This window comes from Citrobacter sp. Cpo012 (assembly GCF_030333015.1).
Taxonomy (GTDB): Bacteria; Pseudomonadota; Gammaproteobacteria; order Enterobacterales; family Enterobacteriaceae; genus Citrobacter; species Citrobacter portucalensis.
This window is the reverse complement of the sequence record NZ_JAOWGR010000040.1, coordinates 180,176-195,471: the sequence shown is the minus strand read 5'-3', so window position 1 is coordinate 195,471 and position 15,296 is coordinate 180,176. Positions and strand designations below refer to the sequence as shown.

At 52.9% G+C, this 15,296-nt stretch carries 11 protein-coding genes; 2 read left to right on the top strand and 9 right to left on the bottom strand.

The window, feature by feature from the left end; translation table 11 throughout:
• Positions 1-159 precede the first annotated feature (159 nt).
• Positions 160-639, top strand: a complete 480-nt coding sequence (gene folA, locus OGX90_RS15405) for a type 3 dihydrofolate reductase (protein ID WP_234692550.1) — start codon at positions 160-162, stop codon at positions 637-639.
• Between the two features lie 90 nt (positions 640-729).
• On the opposite strand, the gene apaH is transcribed toward folA, so the two are convergent.
• Genes apaH through lptD form a run of 6 tightly spaced genes read right to left on the bottom strand, consistent with a single transcriptional unit; the run spans position 730 to position 7,475 of the window.
• The gene (apaH, locus tag OGX90_RS15400; protein WP_234692549.1) at positions 730-1,578 is read right to left on the bottom strand and encodes a bis(5'-nucleosyl)-tetraphosphatase (symmetrical) ApaH; all 849 of its coding nucleotides are present in this window, start codon (positions 1,576-1,578) and stop codon (positions 730-732) included.
• A 10-nt stretch (positions 1,579-1,588) separates the two neighbouring features.
• Positions 1,589-1,966 carry a Co2+/Mg2+ efflux facilitator ApaG/CorD gene (gene apaG, locus OGX90_RS15395; RefSeq protein ID WP_003018867.1) on the bottom strand — a complete coding sequence of 126 codons (378 nt, stop codon included), beginning with the start codon at positions 1,964-1,966 and terminating at the stop codon, positions 1,589-1,591.
• A 2-nt stretch (positions 1,967-1,968) separates the two neighbouring features.
• The gene (gene rsmA, locus OGX90_RS15390) at positions 1,969-2,790 is read right to left on the bottom strand and encodes a 16S rRNA (adenine(1518)-N(6)/adenine(1519)-N(6))-dimethyltransferase RsmA (RefSeq protein ID WP_003829609.1); all 822 of its coding nucleotides are present in this window, start codon (positions 2,788-2,790) and stop codon (positions 1,969-1,971) included.
• On the bottom strand, positions 2,783-3,775 hold the full coding sequence (gene pdxA / locus OGX90_RS15385; RefSeq protein ID WP_008786171.1) for a 4-hydroxythreonine-4-phosphate dehydrogenase PdxA: 993 nt from the start codon (positions 3,773-3,775) through the stop codon (positions 2,783-2,785). Before pdxA ends, rsmA begins: the two co-directional genes overlap by 8 nt.
• Positions 3,775-5,061: a peptidylprolyl isomerase SurA gene (gene surA / locus OGX90_RS15380; protein ID WP_032942346.1), complete on the bottom strand. Its 1,287-nt coding sequence runs from the start codon at positions 5,059-5,061 to the stop codon at positions 3,775-3,777. Before surA ends, pdxA begins: the two co-directional genes overlap by 1 nt.
• A gap of 53 nt (positions 5,062-5,114) precedes the next feature.
• On the bottom strand, positions 5,115-7,475 hold the full coding sequence (gene lptD, locus OGX90_RS15375; RefSeq protein ID WP_137377563.1) for an LPS assembly protein LptD: 2,361 nt from the start codon (positions 7,473-7,475) through the stop codon (positions 5,115-5,117).
• A gap of 379 nt (positions 7,476-7,854) precedes the next feature.
• On the opposite strand from lptD, the gene djlA reads away from it, so the two are divergent.
• A complete protein-coding gene (gene djlA / locus OGX90_RS15370) occupies positions 7,855-8,670 on the top strand; it encodes a co-chaperone DjlA (protein ID WP_008786173.1) in 816 nt (271 codons plus the stop codon).
• 95 nt (positions 8,671-8,765) lie between these two features.
• Here the strand turns inward: djlA and rluA are convergent, their stop codons facing one another.
• From rluA to polB, 3 genes are all read right to left on the bottom strand, one after another.
• Positions 8,766-9,425: a bifunctional tRNA pseudouridine(32) synthase/23S rRNA pseudouridine(746) synthase RluA gene (gene rluA, locus OGX90_RS15365; RefSeq protein ID WP_008786174.1), complete on the bottom strand. Its 660-nt coding sequence runs from the start codon at positions 9,423-9,425 to the stop codon at positions 8,766-8,768.
• A gap of 11 nt (positions 9,426-9,436) precedes the next feature.
• Positions 9,437-12,343, bottom strand: a complete 2,907-nt coding sequence (gene rapA / locus OGX90_RS15360) for an RNA polymerase-associated protein RapA (protein ID WP_286624211.1) — start codon at positions 12,341-12,343, stop codon at positions 9,437-9,439.
• A gap of 177 nt (positions 12,344-12,520) precedes the next feature.
• On the bottom strand, positions 12,521-14,872 hold the full coding sequence (polB, locus tag OGX90_RS15355; protein WP_286624209.1) for a DNA polymerase II: 2,352 nt from the start codon (positions 14,870-14,872) through the stop codon (positions 12,521-12,523).
• Positions 14,873-15,296 lie beyond the last annotated feature (424 nt).

Sequence of the window (15,296 nt, the reverse complement as noted above, 5' to 3'; positions counted from 1 at the left end):
GGCTGTTTTTGAACTACTGTAATGCTGGCGTACCACCTTAAATAGGTCGGTTCGCCAGCAGAACGGAAAATTTTCCTGTTCATCCTCTTTCCGCCAGTCGACGAAAGATTGCGCTTTCCGTATAGTGGCGACAATTTTTTTGTATCCGGGAAATATTCAATGATCAGTCTGATTGCGGCGTTAGCGGTAGATCGCGTCATCGGTATGGAGAACGCCATGCCGTGGAACCTCCCTGCCGATCTCGCCTGGTTTAAACGTAATACCTTAAACAAGCCGGTTGTCATGGGACGCCACACCTGGGAATCCATCGGGCGACCGTTACCTGGGCGTAAAAATATCGTCATCAGCAGTAAGCCTGGCACCGACGATCGCGTGCAGTGGGTGAAGTCTGTGGATGAAGCAATTGCGGCTTGCGGCGATGAGCCTGAAATTATGGTGATTGGCGGTGGGCGTGTGTATGAGCAGTTCCTGCCAAAAGCGCATAAACTGTATCTGACGCACATTGATGCGGAAGTGGAAGGGGATACGCATTTCCCGGACTACGAACCGGATGACTGGGAATCGGTGTTCAGTGAATTCCACGATGCCGACGCGCAAAACTCTCACAGCTACTGCTTCGAGATTCTGGAACGTCGTTAATACTGTAAGTGCCGGATAGCGGCGAAACGCCTTATCATCCAGCTAATGTAGGCCGGATAAGGTGCGAGCACCGCATCCGGCAAACGACTATCAGGCGTTGACCGCTTCGCCAGGATCCAGATTCAGATGGCGATTTGACGGCTGCACGAAGTACTGTTTGTCTTCCCAGCGCAGACAGGTGAGATCGCCTCCCCAGCAACACCCCGTATCCAGCGCGTAAATGCCTTCTGGCGTGCCTTTACCCTCCAGCGATGCCCAGTGCCCGAATGCAATGTTGTATGCTTCACTGACAGGTCCAGGAATGGCAAACCACGGCTTCAGCGGAGCAGGTGCGTCTTCTGGTGACTCTTTGCTGTACATATCCAACTGACCGTTAGGGAAGCAGTAACGCATGCGGGTAAAGGCGTTGGTAATAAAACGCAGGCGCGCCAGCCCGGTGAGTTCCGGGGTCCAGTTATTCGGCATGTCGCCGTACATCGCATCAAGGAAGAAGGGATACGAGTCGCTCGACAACACGGCTTCAACATCGCGAGCACAGTCTTTTGCCGTCTGCAGGTCCCACTGTGGGGTGATACCGGCATGCGCCATCACCAGCTTCTTCTCTTCGTCTACCTGCAACAGCGGTTGACGGCGGAGCCAGTTAAGTAATTCGTCGGCATCCGGTGCTTCGAGCAGCGATGTGACCCTGTCTTTAGGTTTATTACGACTGATACCAGCAAATACGGCCAGCAGGTGTAAATCGTGATTACCCAATACTAACCGCACGCTGTCGCCCAGTGATTTCACGTAGCGCAAAACGTCCAGCGAGCCCGGTCCACGAGCGACCAGATCGCCGGTGAGCCATAGGGTGTCTTTTTCGGAATTAAAGTCTACCTGATGCAGCAAGGCTACCAGTTCATCGTAACAACCGTGAACGTCGCCAATAAGGTATGTCGCCATAATTATTGTTTTAATGAATGAGTGTTGGAACGGCGAGTCGGAATACGGGAATATCGATGGTAAAGGCGATGCCTTGTTCATCGATCATTTCGTAATGACCCTGCATGGTGCCCAGCGGCGTTTCAATCACCGCACCGCTGGTGTACTGGTACTCTTCGCCGGGTTCGATGTGGGGCTGGACGCCAACCACGCCTTCACCCTGAACTTCGGTTTCGCGGCCATGACCATTAGTGATCAACCAATAACGCCCCAACAGCTGCACAGGCGCTCGCCCCAAATTGCGGATAGTTACGGTGTAAGCAAAAACGTAACGTTCATCATCAGGTGAGGATTGCGCCTCAATGTAGACGCTTTGTACCTGAATGCACACTCGGGGCGAATTGATCATGTTTAACTCTCCTTCGATGGCGCGTTTTCTGACAGATAGTTAGCCATCCGGCAGTATTGCGCGACAGAGATATTTTCCGCTCGCATCGCCGGATCAATGCCCAGCTCTGTCAGTACTTCAACGCTAAACAGGTTGCCGAGACTGTTACGTACCGTTTTACGGCGCTGATTAAACGCTTCAGTGGTAATACGGCTCAGCACACGAACATCTTTAACCGGGTACGGCATCGTCGTATGAGGGACCAGACGCACAACGGCTGAATCAACTTTAGGCGCTGGCGTAAATGCGGAAGGCGGTACTTCAAGTACCGGGATCACATTGCAGTAATACTGCGCCATGACGCTTAATCGACCATACGCTTTACTGTTTGGCCCTGCAACCAGACGATTCACCACCTCTTTTTGCAACATGAAATGCATGTCGGCAATGGCATCAGTATAGGAAAAAAGATGGAACATGAGCGGCGTGGAGATGTTGTACGGCAGGTTGCCGAATACGCGCAGCGGCTGTCCCATCGTTTGTGCCAGTTCGCCGAAGTTCATGGTCATGGCATCTTGCTGATAAATCGTCAGCTTAGGCCCTAAAAACGGGTGTGTCTGTAGGCGTGCTGCCAGATCGCGGTCGAGTTCAATGACCGTGAGCTTGTCCAGACGTTCGCCTACTGGTTCGGTCAATGCCGCCAGGCCTGGGCCGATTTCGACCATAGCCTGACCTTTCTGCGGGTTGATAGCAGAGACAATACTTTCGATCACAAACTGATCGTTGAGGAAGTTCTGCCCGAAACGTTTACGGGCTAAATGGCCCTGATGGACTCGATTATTCATTGGTATTAACAATCATTTTGATGGCGAGATTAAGCGCCGTAATAAAACTGCCGACATCTGCTTGTCCACGGCCCGCGAGTTCAAGTGCGGTGCCGTGATCGACGGATGTGCGAATAAAGGGCAGGCCCAGCGTGATATTCACACCGCGACCAAATCCCTGGTATTTTAGCACGGGGAGACCCTGATCGTGGTACATTGCCAGCACGGCATCCGCGTGGTCGAGATATTTGGGCTGAAACAGCGTATCTGCGGGCAGCGGACCGTTTAATTTCATTCCCTGCGCACGCAGTTCATCGAGTACCGGAATGATGGTATCTATCTCTTCCGTTCCCATATGACCGCCTTCACCAGCATGCGGGTTAAGACCGCATACCAGAATATGCGGATCGGCAATGCCGAACTTGGTGCGTAAATCATGATGCAAAATGCCGATCACTTCCTGAAGCAGGGCGGGCGTAATGGCGTCGGCAACGGCTCTGAGCGGCAAATGCGTGGTTGCCAGGGCAACGCGCAGCTCTTCGGTCGCCAGCATCATAACAACTTTCTTTGCCTGTGAGCGCTCTTCAAAAAACTCGGTATGTCCGGTAAACGGGACGCCAGCGTCATTGATAACGCCCTTGTGAACCGGGCCGGTGATCAGCGCCGCAAACTCACCTTGCAGACAGCCATCGCAGGCGCGAGCCAGCGTATCCACCACATATTGCCCGTTTTCTACCGCCAACTGACCCGCGACAACAGGTGCCCGCAGCGCAATCGGTAACAGCGTCAATGTGCCTGCTGATTGCGGTTTGGCTGGGGTATCTGGAGAGTAGGGGAGGAGTGAAAGCGGTAAACCGAGCATCGCTGCCCGGTCATTGAGGAGTGCTGCATCCGCACAGACAACAAGTTCTACAGGCCAATCGCGCTGGGCGAGCTGAACCACCAGGTCCGGGCCAATCCCGGCGGGTTCGCCGGGAGTGATAACAACGCGTTGAGCACGAGTCATTAGTTGCTCAGAACTTTAACGTAAGCGCTGGCGCGCTGTTCCTGCATCCAGGTTGCTGCTTCTTCCGAGAATTTACGGTTCATCAGCATACGGTAAGCTCTGTCTTTCTGCGCTGCGTCAGTTTTATCAACGTTACGCGTATCCAGCAGTTCGATCAGATGCCAACCGAAAGAGGAGTGCACCGGGGCGCTCATCTGGCCTTTGTTAAGTTTGGTCAGCGCATCGCGGAAAGCAGGGTCGAAAATATCCGCAGCAGCCCAGCCCAGATCGCCGCCCTGGTTGGCAGAGCCTGGATCCTGAGAAAACTCTTTAGCGGCTGCCGCGAAGGTAGTTTTACCGCTCTTAATATCTGCCGCGATTTGTTCCAGCTTCAGACGCGCCTGCTGATCGGTCATGATCGGCGACGGCTTAAGCAGAATGTGGCGAGCATGAACTTCAGTCACGGAGATGCTCTGGCTTTGGCCACGCATATCGTTGACTTTCAGGATGTGGAAGCCGACACCGGAACGAATTGGGCCAATGATATCGCCTTTTTTCGCAGTGCTTAACGCTTGGGCAAAGATACCCGGCAGCTCCTGAATACGTCCCCAACCCATCTGACCGCCTTTCAGCGCCTGCTGGTCAGCGGAATAAGTAATAGCCAGTTTGCCGAAATCACTACCGTTACGCGCTTCATCAACAACCGAGCGCGCCTGGCTTTCAGCCGCGTTAACCTGGTCGGACGTTGGGTTTTCTGGTAATGGGATCAGAATGTGGCTCAGGTTCAGCTCGGTGCTGGCATCGTTTTGGTTGCCTACCTGCTGCGCCAGGGCATCTACTTCCTGAGGCAGGATGGTGATGCGACGGCGAACTTCGTTGTTACGCACTTCGGAGATGGTCATCTCTTTGCGGATCTGGCTACGATAGGTTGAATAGCTTAAGCCATCCTGTGCCAGGCGGCTGCGCATCTGATCCAGCGTCATGTTGTTCTGCTTGGCGATGTTGGCAATAGCCTGATCCAACTGCTCGTCAGAGATTTTCACCCCCATCTTCTGACCCATTTGCAGGAGGATTTGATCCATGATCAAACGTTCCAGGATCTGATGACGCAGCGTAGCGTCATCCGGTAATTGCTGACCTGCCTGACCTGCATTCAGTTTTACTGACTGCATTAAGCCATCGACGTCGCTTTCCAGAACGACGCCGTTATTGACGACGGCTGCAACTTTATCGACTACCTGTGGGGCAGCGAAACTGGTATTCGCGATCATGGCGATACCGAGAAGCAGCGTTTTCCAGTTCTTCATACTTTTTCCATTTCAATTAACCGCAATGCGGATTACGTTGTAAATCAATCAGATCATAAAGAGCTTTGATACGGCAAAATGTTCGAACGCAGCATTTGGTTGGTGCCGAGACCGTAGTTGGAGCTCAGACCGCGCAGTTCGATATTAAAGCCGATCGTGTTGTCATAAATCGCGTGTTGCTGTTTGTCATCCCAACCGTTCAGCTTACGCTCGTAGCCGAAGCGAATGGCGTAACAGCAGGAGTTGTACTGTAAGCCCAGCATTGAATCTGCTTCTTTGTTCACGTTGGTATCGAAGTAGTAAGCGCCAACAATCGACCAACGCTCAGCAATTGGGAAGCTTGCCACCGCGCCCACCTGCGAAATCCCGTTTTTATACTGATCTGCCGTAGAGTAGTAAGACGGTAGAGTCGCCTGGATATATTCCGGGCTGGCGTAACGGTAATTCAACTGCAGCATCCGGTTTTCATCGCGACGGTATTCGATACTGCTGCTGCTGTTGGCGATACTATCCAGACGCGTGTCGTACTGGATCCCACTGCGTAAACCCCAGCGATCGGAGATACGCCAGTAGGTGTCGCCCGCCCATACCAGTGAACCCGTTTTGTCGTCATTCTCCCATTTAATGTTGTCATCGCCGGTGCGAGACTCGGTGAAATAGTAGATTTGACCCACAGAAATATTAAAACGTTCAACGGCAGCGTCATCATAAACGCGAGATGTGACCCCGGTCGTCACCTGGTTGGCAGAAGCAATACGGTCCAGACCGCCATAAGTACGGTCACGGAACAGGCCGCTGTAGTCAGATTGCAGCAAGGATGAGTCATAGTTATAGATATGACTCTGGTCGCGATACGGTACGTACAGGTACTGCGCGCGTGGCTCCAGCGTCTGGGTATAGCCCGGTGCCAGCATTTGCATGTCGCGCTCGAATACCATTTTGCCGTCAACTTTAAACTGCGGCATGACGCGGTTGGCTGACTCGTCGAGCTTGTTAACGTTACTCGGGTTGTTGTTGTACCAATCCAGATTGGTCTGCTGATAGTGTGTCGCCAGCAGCTTCGCTTCGGTATTGATACTGCCCCAGTTATTCGACAACGGCAGATTGATCGTCGGTTCCAGGTGAACACGCGTTGCTTCCGGCATGTTGTCATTGGTATTGACGAAATGGACCGCCTGGCCATAAATACGGGTATCAAACGGACCAACGTCGTTTTGGTAGTAGTTGACGTCTAACTGCGGCTGAGCAGAGTAGCTATTACTGTTTTGTGCGTCGAAGACCTGGAACTGCTTGGTCGATACCGTAGCGTCAAAGTTTTGTACCGCGTAGCCGACGCTGAATTTCTGCGTGGCGTAGCCGTCGGTACTGGAACCGTATTTATTATCGAAATCGTTAAAGTAGCTGGTGTCGCTGACCTTGGTGTAGTCGACGTTGAAACGCCACACCTGGTCCAGTACACCGGCGTGCTGCCAGTAGAACAGCCAGCGGCGTGAATTGTCATCCTTCGGATGTTCGTCCTCGTACACTTTATCGGAATTCAGATAGTCGAACTCCATCAAGCCCGCACCCGCCTGGGTGAGGTAGCGGAATTCGTTCTCCCACATGATCCCGCCACGACGGTGCATATAATGTGGCGTGATAGTGGCGTCCATATTGGGCGCAATGTTCCAGTAATACGGAAGGTAGAACTCAAAATAGTTATTGGTGGAATATTTTGCGTTCGGGATCAGGAAACCGGAACGGCGTTTATCGCCGACGGGTAACTGTAAATAAGGACTATAAAAGACCGGAACCGGACCCAGTTTAAAACGGGCGTTCCAGATCTCCGCGACCTGTTCTTCACGGTCGTGGATAACTTCGCTACCGACGACGCTCCAGGTATCGGAACCTGGCAGACAGGAGGTAAAGCTACCGTTTTCCAGAATGGTATAACGGTTTTCCCCACGCTGTTTCATCAGGTCGGCTTTCCCGCGCCCCTGACGGCCCACCATCTGGTAATCACCTTCCCAGATGTTGGTATCTTTGGTATTCAGATTGGACCAGCCCTTCGGTCCCTTCAGAATAACCTGATTGTCGTCATAATGGACATTGCCCAACGCATCGACGGTACGTACTGGCTCCGGCTGGCCTTCAGCCTGTTTCTGATGAAGCTGTACTTCGTCGGCCTGCAGGCGGCTGTTACCCTGTGCGATATCCACGTTGCCGGTAAACACCGCGTCATCGGGATAATTCCCTTTTGCGTTGTCGGCATTGATGGTGACGGGTAACTCATTAGTCTCGCCCTGTACCAGAGGACGGTCATAGCTCGGCACGCCCAGCATACACTGTGAGGCGAGATCGGCTGCCAGGCCCTGATGGCTATAGAGGGCGCTGGCAATCATGGTGGCCAGAAGAGTGGGAATACGTTTTTTCATACGTTGTATTTATTGTTCCATCATCAGTAGCGTCGCGCGTGACAAACGGTCACAGCCTAACTTATCTCATCTTCACTTCGCTAGTATTAATCCTGCCCATTTTATACCCGCCACCTTTCAAGCTGCATCTTCGTTGTCTTCCTCGTTCACCCCCGTCACTTACATGGGTAAGCTCCAGGGGACTCACTACGTTGCCGCCTTGCTGCAACTCGAAATCCAACGGGTATAGCGTTTGTGGTGTTAGGCACGGCATTGAATGACAGGTATGATAATGCAAATTATAGGCGATGTCCCACAATTGACCGCAGCCGTAAATCGGTAAAAGCACCTTATATTGTGGGACATAGCCTGGCTGAGAGCGGAAAGATTTGGGGAGTCTATGCAGTATTGGGGAAAGATAATTGGTGTAGCCGTGGCCTTAATGATGGGCGGCGGCTTCTGGGGTGTGGTTCTGGGGCTGTTAGTTGGCCACATGTTCGACAAAGCCCGTATGCGCAAAATGGCGTGGTTTGCCAACCAACGTGAACGCCAGGCGCTGTTTTTTGCCACCACTTTTGAGGTGATGGGACATCTGACCAAATCCAAAGGTCGCGTCACGGAAGCCGATATACATATCGCCAGCCAGTTGATGGATCGGATGAATTTGCACGGTGACTCGCGAACGGCTGCACAACATGCCTTCCGGGTAGGAAAATCGGATAATTACCCATTACGTGAAAAGATGCGTCAGTTTCGCAGCGTCTGTTTTGGTCGATTCGATCTGATCCGCATGTTTCTGGAGATTCAGATCCAGGCGGCATTTGCCGATGGGTCGTTGCATCCTAACGAACGTGAAGTGCTGTATGTGATTGCTGAAGAGTTGGGGATCTCACGCACCCAATTTGATCAGTTCCTGCGCATGATGCAGGGCGGCGCACAGTTTGGCGGCGGATATCAGCAGCAGTCTGGCGGCGGTGGCTGGCAGCAGGCGCAACGCGGCCCGACGCTGGAAGACGCCTGTAATGTGCTGGGTGTGAAAACGACCGACGATGCGACCACCATCAAGCGGGCTTACCGTAAGCTGATGAGCGAGCACCATCCGGACAAACTGGTCGCGAAAGGTCTGCCGCCAGAGATGATGGAAATGGCGAAGCAAAAAGCGCAGGAAATCCAAAAAGCTTACGAGCTGATTAAGGATCAAAAAGGATTCAAGTGATTGAATTGCCGGATGCGGCTAGCGCCTTATCCGGCCTACGTTAATGAATGTAGGCCGGGCAAGCGAAGCGCCCCCGGCATAAATTGGCTCAGAATTTAAAAATCCGCCGGGACTTTAAACGTCATACTGTTGCCGTATTCGGGATGCGTGATGGTTAACATCTCTGCATGCAGCAACAGGCGCGGCGCTAACGCGAGAGCTTCCGGCGGAGCATAGAAGCGGTCGCCCAGGATAGGATGCCCTAAAGCCAGCATATGCACACGCAGCTGGTGGGAGCGTCCGGTAATGGGTTTGAGCACGACCCGGGCGGTGTTATCCGCCGCGAACTCCACAACTTCATACTCGGTCTGCGCCGATTTCCCGGTCTCATAACACACTTTTTGCTTTGGCCTGTTCGGCCAGTCGCAAATCAGCGGTAAATCAACCAGACCCTCGGCCGGAGCAGGATGCCCCCAGACGCGTGCGACATACTGTTTTTTCGGTTCGCGCTCGCGAAACTGGCGTTTTAGCTCGCGCTCTGCCGCTTTGGTTAGCGCGACTACAATCACGCCGCTGGTTGCCATATCCAGACGATGCACGGATTCAGCCTGCGGATAATCGCGCTGAATACGCGTCATCACGCTGTCTTTGTGCTCATCCAGACGACCTGGCACAGACAACAAGCCGCTCGGCTTGTTGACCACCATAATGTGGTCATCCTGATACAGGATGACCAGCCAGGGTTCCTGCGGCGGATTGTAGTTTTCCATCCCCATGTATGGCTCCGTTACTGATGCGTCACGACGATCAGGCGCAGGGCATCGAGACGCCAGCCCGCCTGATCCAGGCTTTCCATCACCTGCTGACGGTTGCTTTCAATTGCGCTAAGTTCGTCATCACGGATGTTCGGGTTAACGGCACGCAGCGCTTCGAGACGGGAAAGTTCTGCCGTCAGCTTCTCGTCAGCTTCTTTACGCGCTGCGTCGATCAGTGCGCGGGCTGATTTTTCCACCTGCGCTTCACCGAGTTGCAGAATGGCATGAACATCCTGCTGCACGGCGTTGACCAGTTTGCTGCCGGTGTGGCGGTTAACGGCGCTGAGCTGACGGTTAAAGGTTTCGAACTCAACCTGTGCAGCAAGGTTATTGCCGTTTTTATCCAGCAGCATGCGTACCGGCGTTGGTGGCAGGAAGCGGTTTAGCTGCAGTTGTTTCGGCGCTTGCGCTTCAACAACATAGACCAGCTCAACCAGCAGTGTACCAACAGGTAATGCTTTGTTTTTCAACAACGAAATAGTGCTGCTTCCGGTGTCGCCGGAGAGGATCAGATCCAGACCATTGCGGATCAGCGGATGCTCCCAGGTAATAAATTGTGCATCTTCACGCGACAGGGCGACATCGCGCTCGAACGTAATGGTGCAGCCATCTTCCGGCAGCCCAGGGAAATCCGGCACCAGCATATGATCGGACGGCGTCAGCACGATTAAATTGTCGCCACGGTCATCCTGATTAATTCCGACGATATCAAACAGGTTCATGGCGAAGGCGATCAGGCTGGTATCGTCGTCCTGTTCTTCAATACTCTCAGCCAGCGCCAGTGCTTTTTCGCCGCCGTTAGAGTGGATCTCCAGCAGGCGATCGCGACCTTGCTCCAGCTGTGCTTTCAGCGCGTCATGCTGTTCGCGGCAGGTTTTGATCAGATCGTCAAAGCCCTCGGTATTTTCTGGTTCAGCCAGGTAGCCGATCAGATTGTTATAGACCGTGTCATAGATAGTACGGCCGGTCGGGCAGGTGTGTTCGAACGCGTCCAGACCTTCGTGGTACCAGCGCACCAGCACGGATTGCGCGGTTTTTTCCAGGTACGGAACGTGAATCTGAATATCATGCGCCTGACCAATACGGTCCAGACGGCCAATACGCTGTTCCAGCAGATCCGGGTTGAACGGCAGGTCAAACATCACCAGATTGCTGGCGAACTGGAAGTTACGCCCTTCGGAGCCGATTTCAGAGCACAGCATTACTTGGGCGCCGCTATCTTCTTCGCTAAACCATGCTGCGGCGCGGTCACGTTCAATGATCGACATCCCTTCATGGAATACGGCGGCGCGGATGCCTTCGCGCTCGCGCAGTACCTGCTCCAGCTGAAGCGCGGTAGTGGCTTTCGCGCAGATGACCAGCACTTTTTGTGAGCGGTGGCTGGTCAGGTAGCCCATCAGCCATTCCACGCGCGGGTCAAAGTTCCACCAGGTGCCGGTGTCGCCTTCGAATTCCTGGTAAATCTGTTCCGGGTAGAGCATGTCGCGCGCCCGGTCTTCTGCACTTTTACGCGCGCCCATAATGCCGGAGACTTTAATCGCCGTCTGGTATTGGGTCGGCAGCGGCAGCTTGATGGTATGCAGCTCGCGTTTCGGGAAGCCTTTCACACCGTTACGGGTGTTACGGAACAGCACACGGCTGGTGCCATGGCGGTCCATCAGCATCGAAACCAGCTCCTGACGCGCGCTCTGGGCGTCTTCGCTGTCGCTGTTTGCCGCCTGCAATAGCGGCTCAATGTCCTGCTCGCCAATCATGTCGCCTAACATGTTCAGCTCATTGTTACTCAGCTTGTTACCTGCCAGCAGCATGGCGACGGCGTCGGCGACCGGACGATAATTTTTTTGCTCTTCAACAAACTGGGCGAAATCGTGGAAACGGCTCGGGTCCAGCAGGCGCAGGCGTGCAAAGTGACTTTCCATGCCCAGCTGCTCCGGTGTAGCGGTTAGCAGCAGGATGCCCGGCACACGTTCTGCCAGCTGTTCAATGGCCATATATTCGCGGCTGGGCGCGTCTTCGCTCCACACAAGGTGATGGGCTTCATCGACAATCAGCAGATCCCACTCGGCGTCACACAGGTGCTCCAGACGTTGTTTATTACGACGGGCAAAGTCCAGCGAGCAGATGACCAGTTGTTCGGTTTCAAACGGGTTGTAGGCGTCGTGCTGCGCTTCTGCATAACGCTCATCATCAAACAGCGCAAAACGCAGGTTGAAACGGCGCAGCATTTCGACCAGCCACTGATGCTGTAATGTCTCCGGGACGATGATCAGCACGCGCTCTGCGGCGCCGGACAGCAGTTGTTGATGCAGGATCATCCCGGCTTCAATGGTTTTACCTAAACCCACTTCATCTGCCAGTAAAACGCGAGGGGCATGACGACGGCCAACATCATGGGCAATGTTCAGCTGGTGAGGAATCAGGCTGGTACGTTGACCACGCAACCCACTCCACGGCATACGGTATTGTTCGCTCTGAAATTTACGTGCGCGATAGCGCAGAGCAAAGCGATCCATGCGGTCAATCTGGCCAGCAAACAGGCGATCTTGTGGTTTGCTGAATACCAGTTTGCTGTCGAGCAGCACTTCACGCAGCATGACACCGGTTTCTTCGGTATCCAGGCGGGTTCCGATATAGGCAAACAGGCCGTTTTCTTCTTTTACTTCATCGACATGCAGTTGCCAGCCTTCATGGCTTGTTATCGTATCGCCAGGATTGAACATCACGCGGGTCACGGGGGAATCACTGCGCGCATACAGACGGTTTTCGCCCGTCGATGAGAAAAGTAAAGTGACGGTTCGCGCATCCATGGCGACAACAGTACCAAGTCCCAATTCGCTTTCTGTATCGCTGATCCAGCGTTGACCAAGTGTAAAAGGCATATATGTTCGGCTCTATATCTTTAATTGCAGGCAATACTCGTCATTTTCCGGGCTAATCCCCGTTATTGAGAGCATACGACCCCGCTACCAGGCTAATAAATCAGTGGTAGTGGTGTTAAATGGGTCCAGGAATGGAAAGGGCGCTATGGTACTGGATGGCGGCGGTTTCGTCACGCGTCAAAATAACCCCAGTTGTCCTGTGAGTAGTGTAGCAAAATTATCGTCAATAAAGGGAAGAATTCCCTCAGCAACGGGTTGGATCTGGCGGGTCAGATAATGCTCGTAATCGAGCGCAGATAGCTGATAATCAACAGGTTCTGGGCCATTGACCGTCCAGACATATTTTATGGTTCCGCGATTCTGATACTGCGGTGGACGCCCCAGCTTTACATTCTGCTCATCGGCGAGTCGCGCGGCACGAACGTGTGGTGGAACATTTCGCTGGTATTCGCTTAACGGGCGGCGCAGGCGCTTGCGGTACACCAGTTGTTCATCCATTTCGCCGGCCATAAGACGGGCAATAGTCTCGCGAACAAACTCCTGATAAGGTTCGTTACGAAAAATTCGCAGGTATAGCTCCTGCTGAAATTGTTGGGCCAGCGGCGTCCAGTCGGTTCGTACCGTTTCCAGTCCCTTAAACACCATACGTTGCTCAGCACCGTCCTGAATCATCCCTGCATAGCGTTTTTTACTGCCGGTATCTGCACCGCGAATGGTCGGCATCAGAAAGCGACAAAAATGGGTTTCAAATTCCAGCTCCAGCGCGCTGGTCAGATTTTGTTGCTTCAGCGATTGCGCCCACCAGGTGTTGACATAGCTCACCAGTTCCCGACCAATTCGGGCTGCATCGTCTTCTGAGTGCGCCTTTTTCAGCCAGACAAAGGTGGAATCGGTATCGCCATAGATGACATCGTAACCCTGAGCCTCAATTAACGCTTTGGTCTGGCGCATGATCGCATGGCCGCGCATGGTAATGGACGAGGCCAATCTCGGGTCGAAAAAGCGACAGGCGGTGGTGCCCAGCACGCCGTAAAATGCGTTCATGATGATTTTCAACGCCTGCGAGAGTGGCTTATTGCCGCGGCGTTTTGCTTCTTCGCGCCCGTACCAGATCTGAGTAACGATTTCAGGCAGGCAGTGCTTTTCGCGTGAAAACCAGGCGTCAAGGAAACCTTCGGTGCTGTGTTCCGGATCCGGCTGCGCCATCCCTTCGATAAGCCCCACCGGATCGATTAAAAAAGTACGAATTATTGAGGGATACAGGCTTTTGTAATCCAGCACCAGTACGGAGTCGTATAAGCCTGGGCGCGAGTCCATCACGTAGCCGCCGGGACTGGCGTGCGCGGGGACTTCACCCAGATTCGGCGCCACATAACCCGCCCGGTGCATTCGTGGCAGGTAGAGATGTCCGAAGGCGGCAACTGAACCACCGTGCCGGTCGACCGGCAGACCGTTGACCGTCGAGCGCTCCAGCAGAAAAGGCATGATCTCGGTTTTGTGAAAAATGCGCGTGACCAACTCACAGTCTTTGAGATTGTAGGTGGCAAGCGCGGGCTTATCCTGGGCAAATCGACGGTCGATTTCGTCCATTCGGTCCCACGGATTATCAATCGACTTCCCTTCGCCAAGCAGATCCTGCGATACCGTTTCCAGTGAAAATGACGAGAAATTCCAGAACGCGGATTTTAGCGCCTCAATACCGTCGATAATCAGGCGCCCCTTAGCCTGAGCGAAGAATACGCCGTTCTTGAAGCCATGCTCGCGCCACTCAAGCTCGCTGCTATCACGGCCAAAACGCAGGGGAATGCGGTAACGTTCGGCGTGCTTTTGCAGGACGCGTAAATCGAATTGCACGACGTTCCAGCCGATTATCACATCAGGATCGTGACGGGCAATCCAGTCATTGAGTTTTTCCAGCAACTGCGGGCGGCTTGCTACGTACTCAAGTTCAAAATCAAGCGTAGAGGCGTCGCCGTTTGGCGGGCCGAGCATGTAGACAATACGCTGCCCACAGCCTTCAAGGCCGATGCAATAGAGTTCGCCGTGGCGCGTGGTTTCAATATCCAGCGATACCCATTTTAGCGGTGGTCGATAGTCAGGGTTCGGCTTCAGGCGGGCATTCAGCAGCATGTCATTATGTCTGTCGCCTTCGACCCAAACAGGAGAGGTGATAAAGCGCTCCATCAGATACCGCTCAGGTGGGCGTACATCGCCCTCATAGACGGTGACTGCGTTTTCGCGCAGCAGTTTTTCCAACCGCATGAGCTGGCGATGTGAGCGGCAATACAGGCCGGAAACAGGATGGCGGTGGAAGTCTTGCAATTGCAGCGATTTCAGGCGATAGCCGTTTTCAGTGCGTAATAATGACATTACGCGAGGAACCTGACTGGTGGGAATAAACGCGACCGACTCCTGAGGCGCGAGCGTGACCAGCAGCGGCCCATCGTCTGTAGCCAGCCAGAATGAGACCTCAGTTCCCTGCGGGGTGTCCCGCCAGTGCCGGGTTAAAATAAAACCTGCTTGCGCCACGCTGCGTATCCGTCAAAAAACCAGGCATTATTATAGCCTGGTTCTGATAGATTAGCTGTGATTTTATACAGTTGTCATGCTCAGAAGAGGTTACTGCCCGAAATACGCTTTCCTGAGTAAAATAATTATTCCTACCTGACAATGTTATCTTCATATGCAATATATGAATCAAATAGCTTTGATAGGCTACAGATAGATATGTTATAGCTGGTATTTGTACATTAGTTTCCATTAATTACGTTGTTTATGTTTTAATTGTTAATTACAAGTTCGTTTTCATACTTTTTCTGTTTTTTAGGAATAGTGCTCATTTGATTTTGCTACATATTTCTCGGATTAGTAAAAAAATTATATTTTTATTTGTTTTTATTAGCTGTTAGTGTAAAACTTTCATTCGAAATGTTTGGGTCATTATCTTAAATAT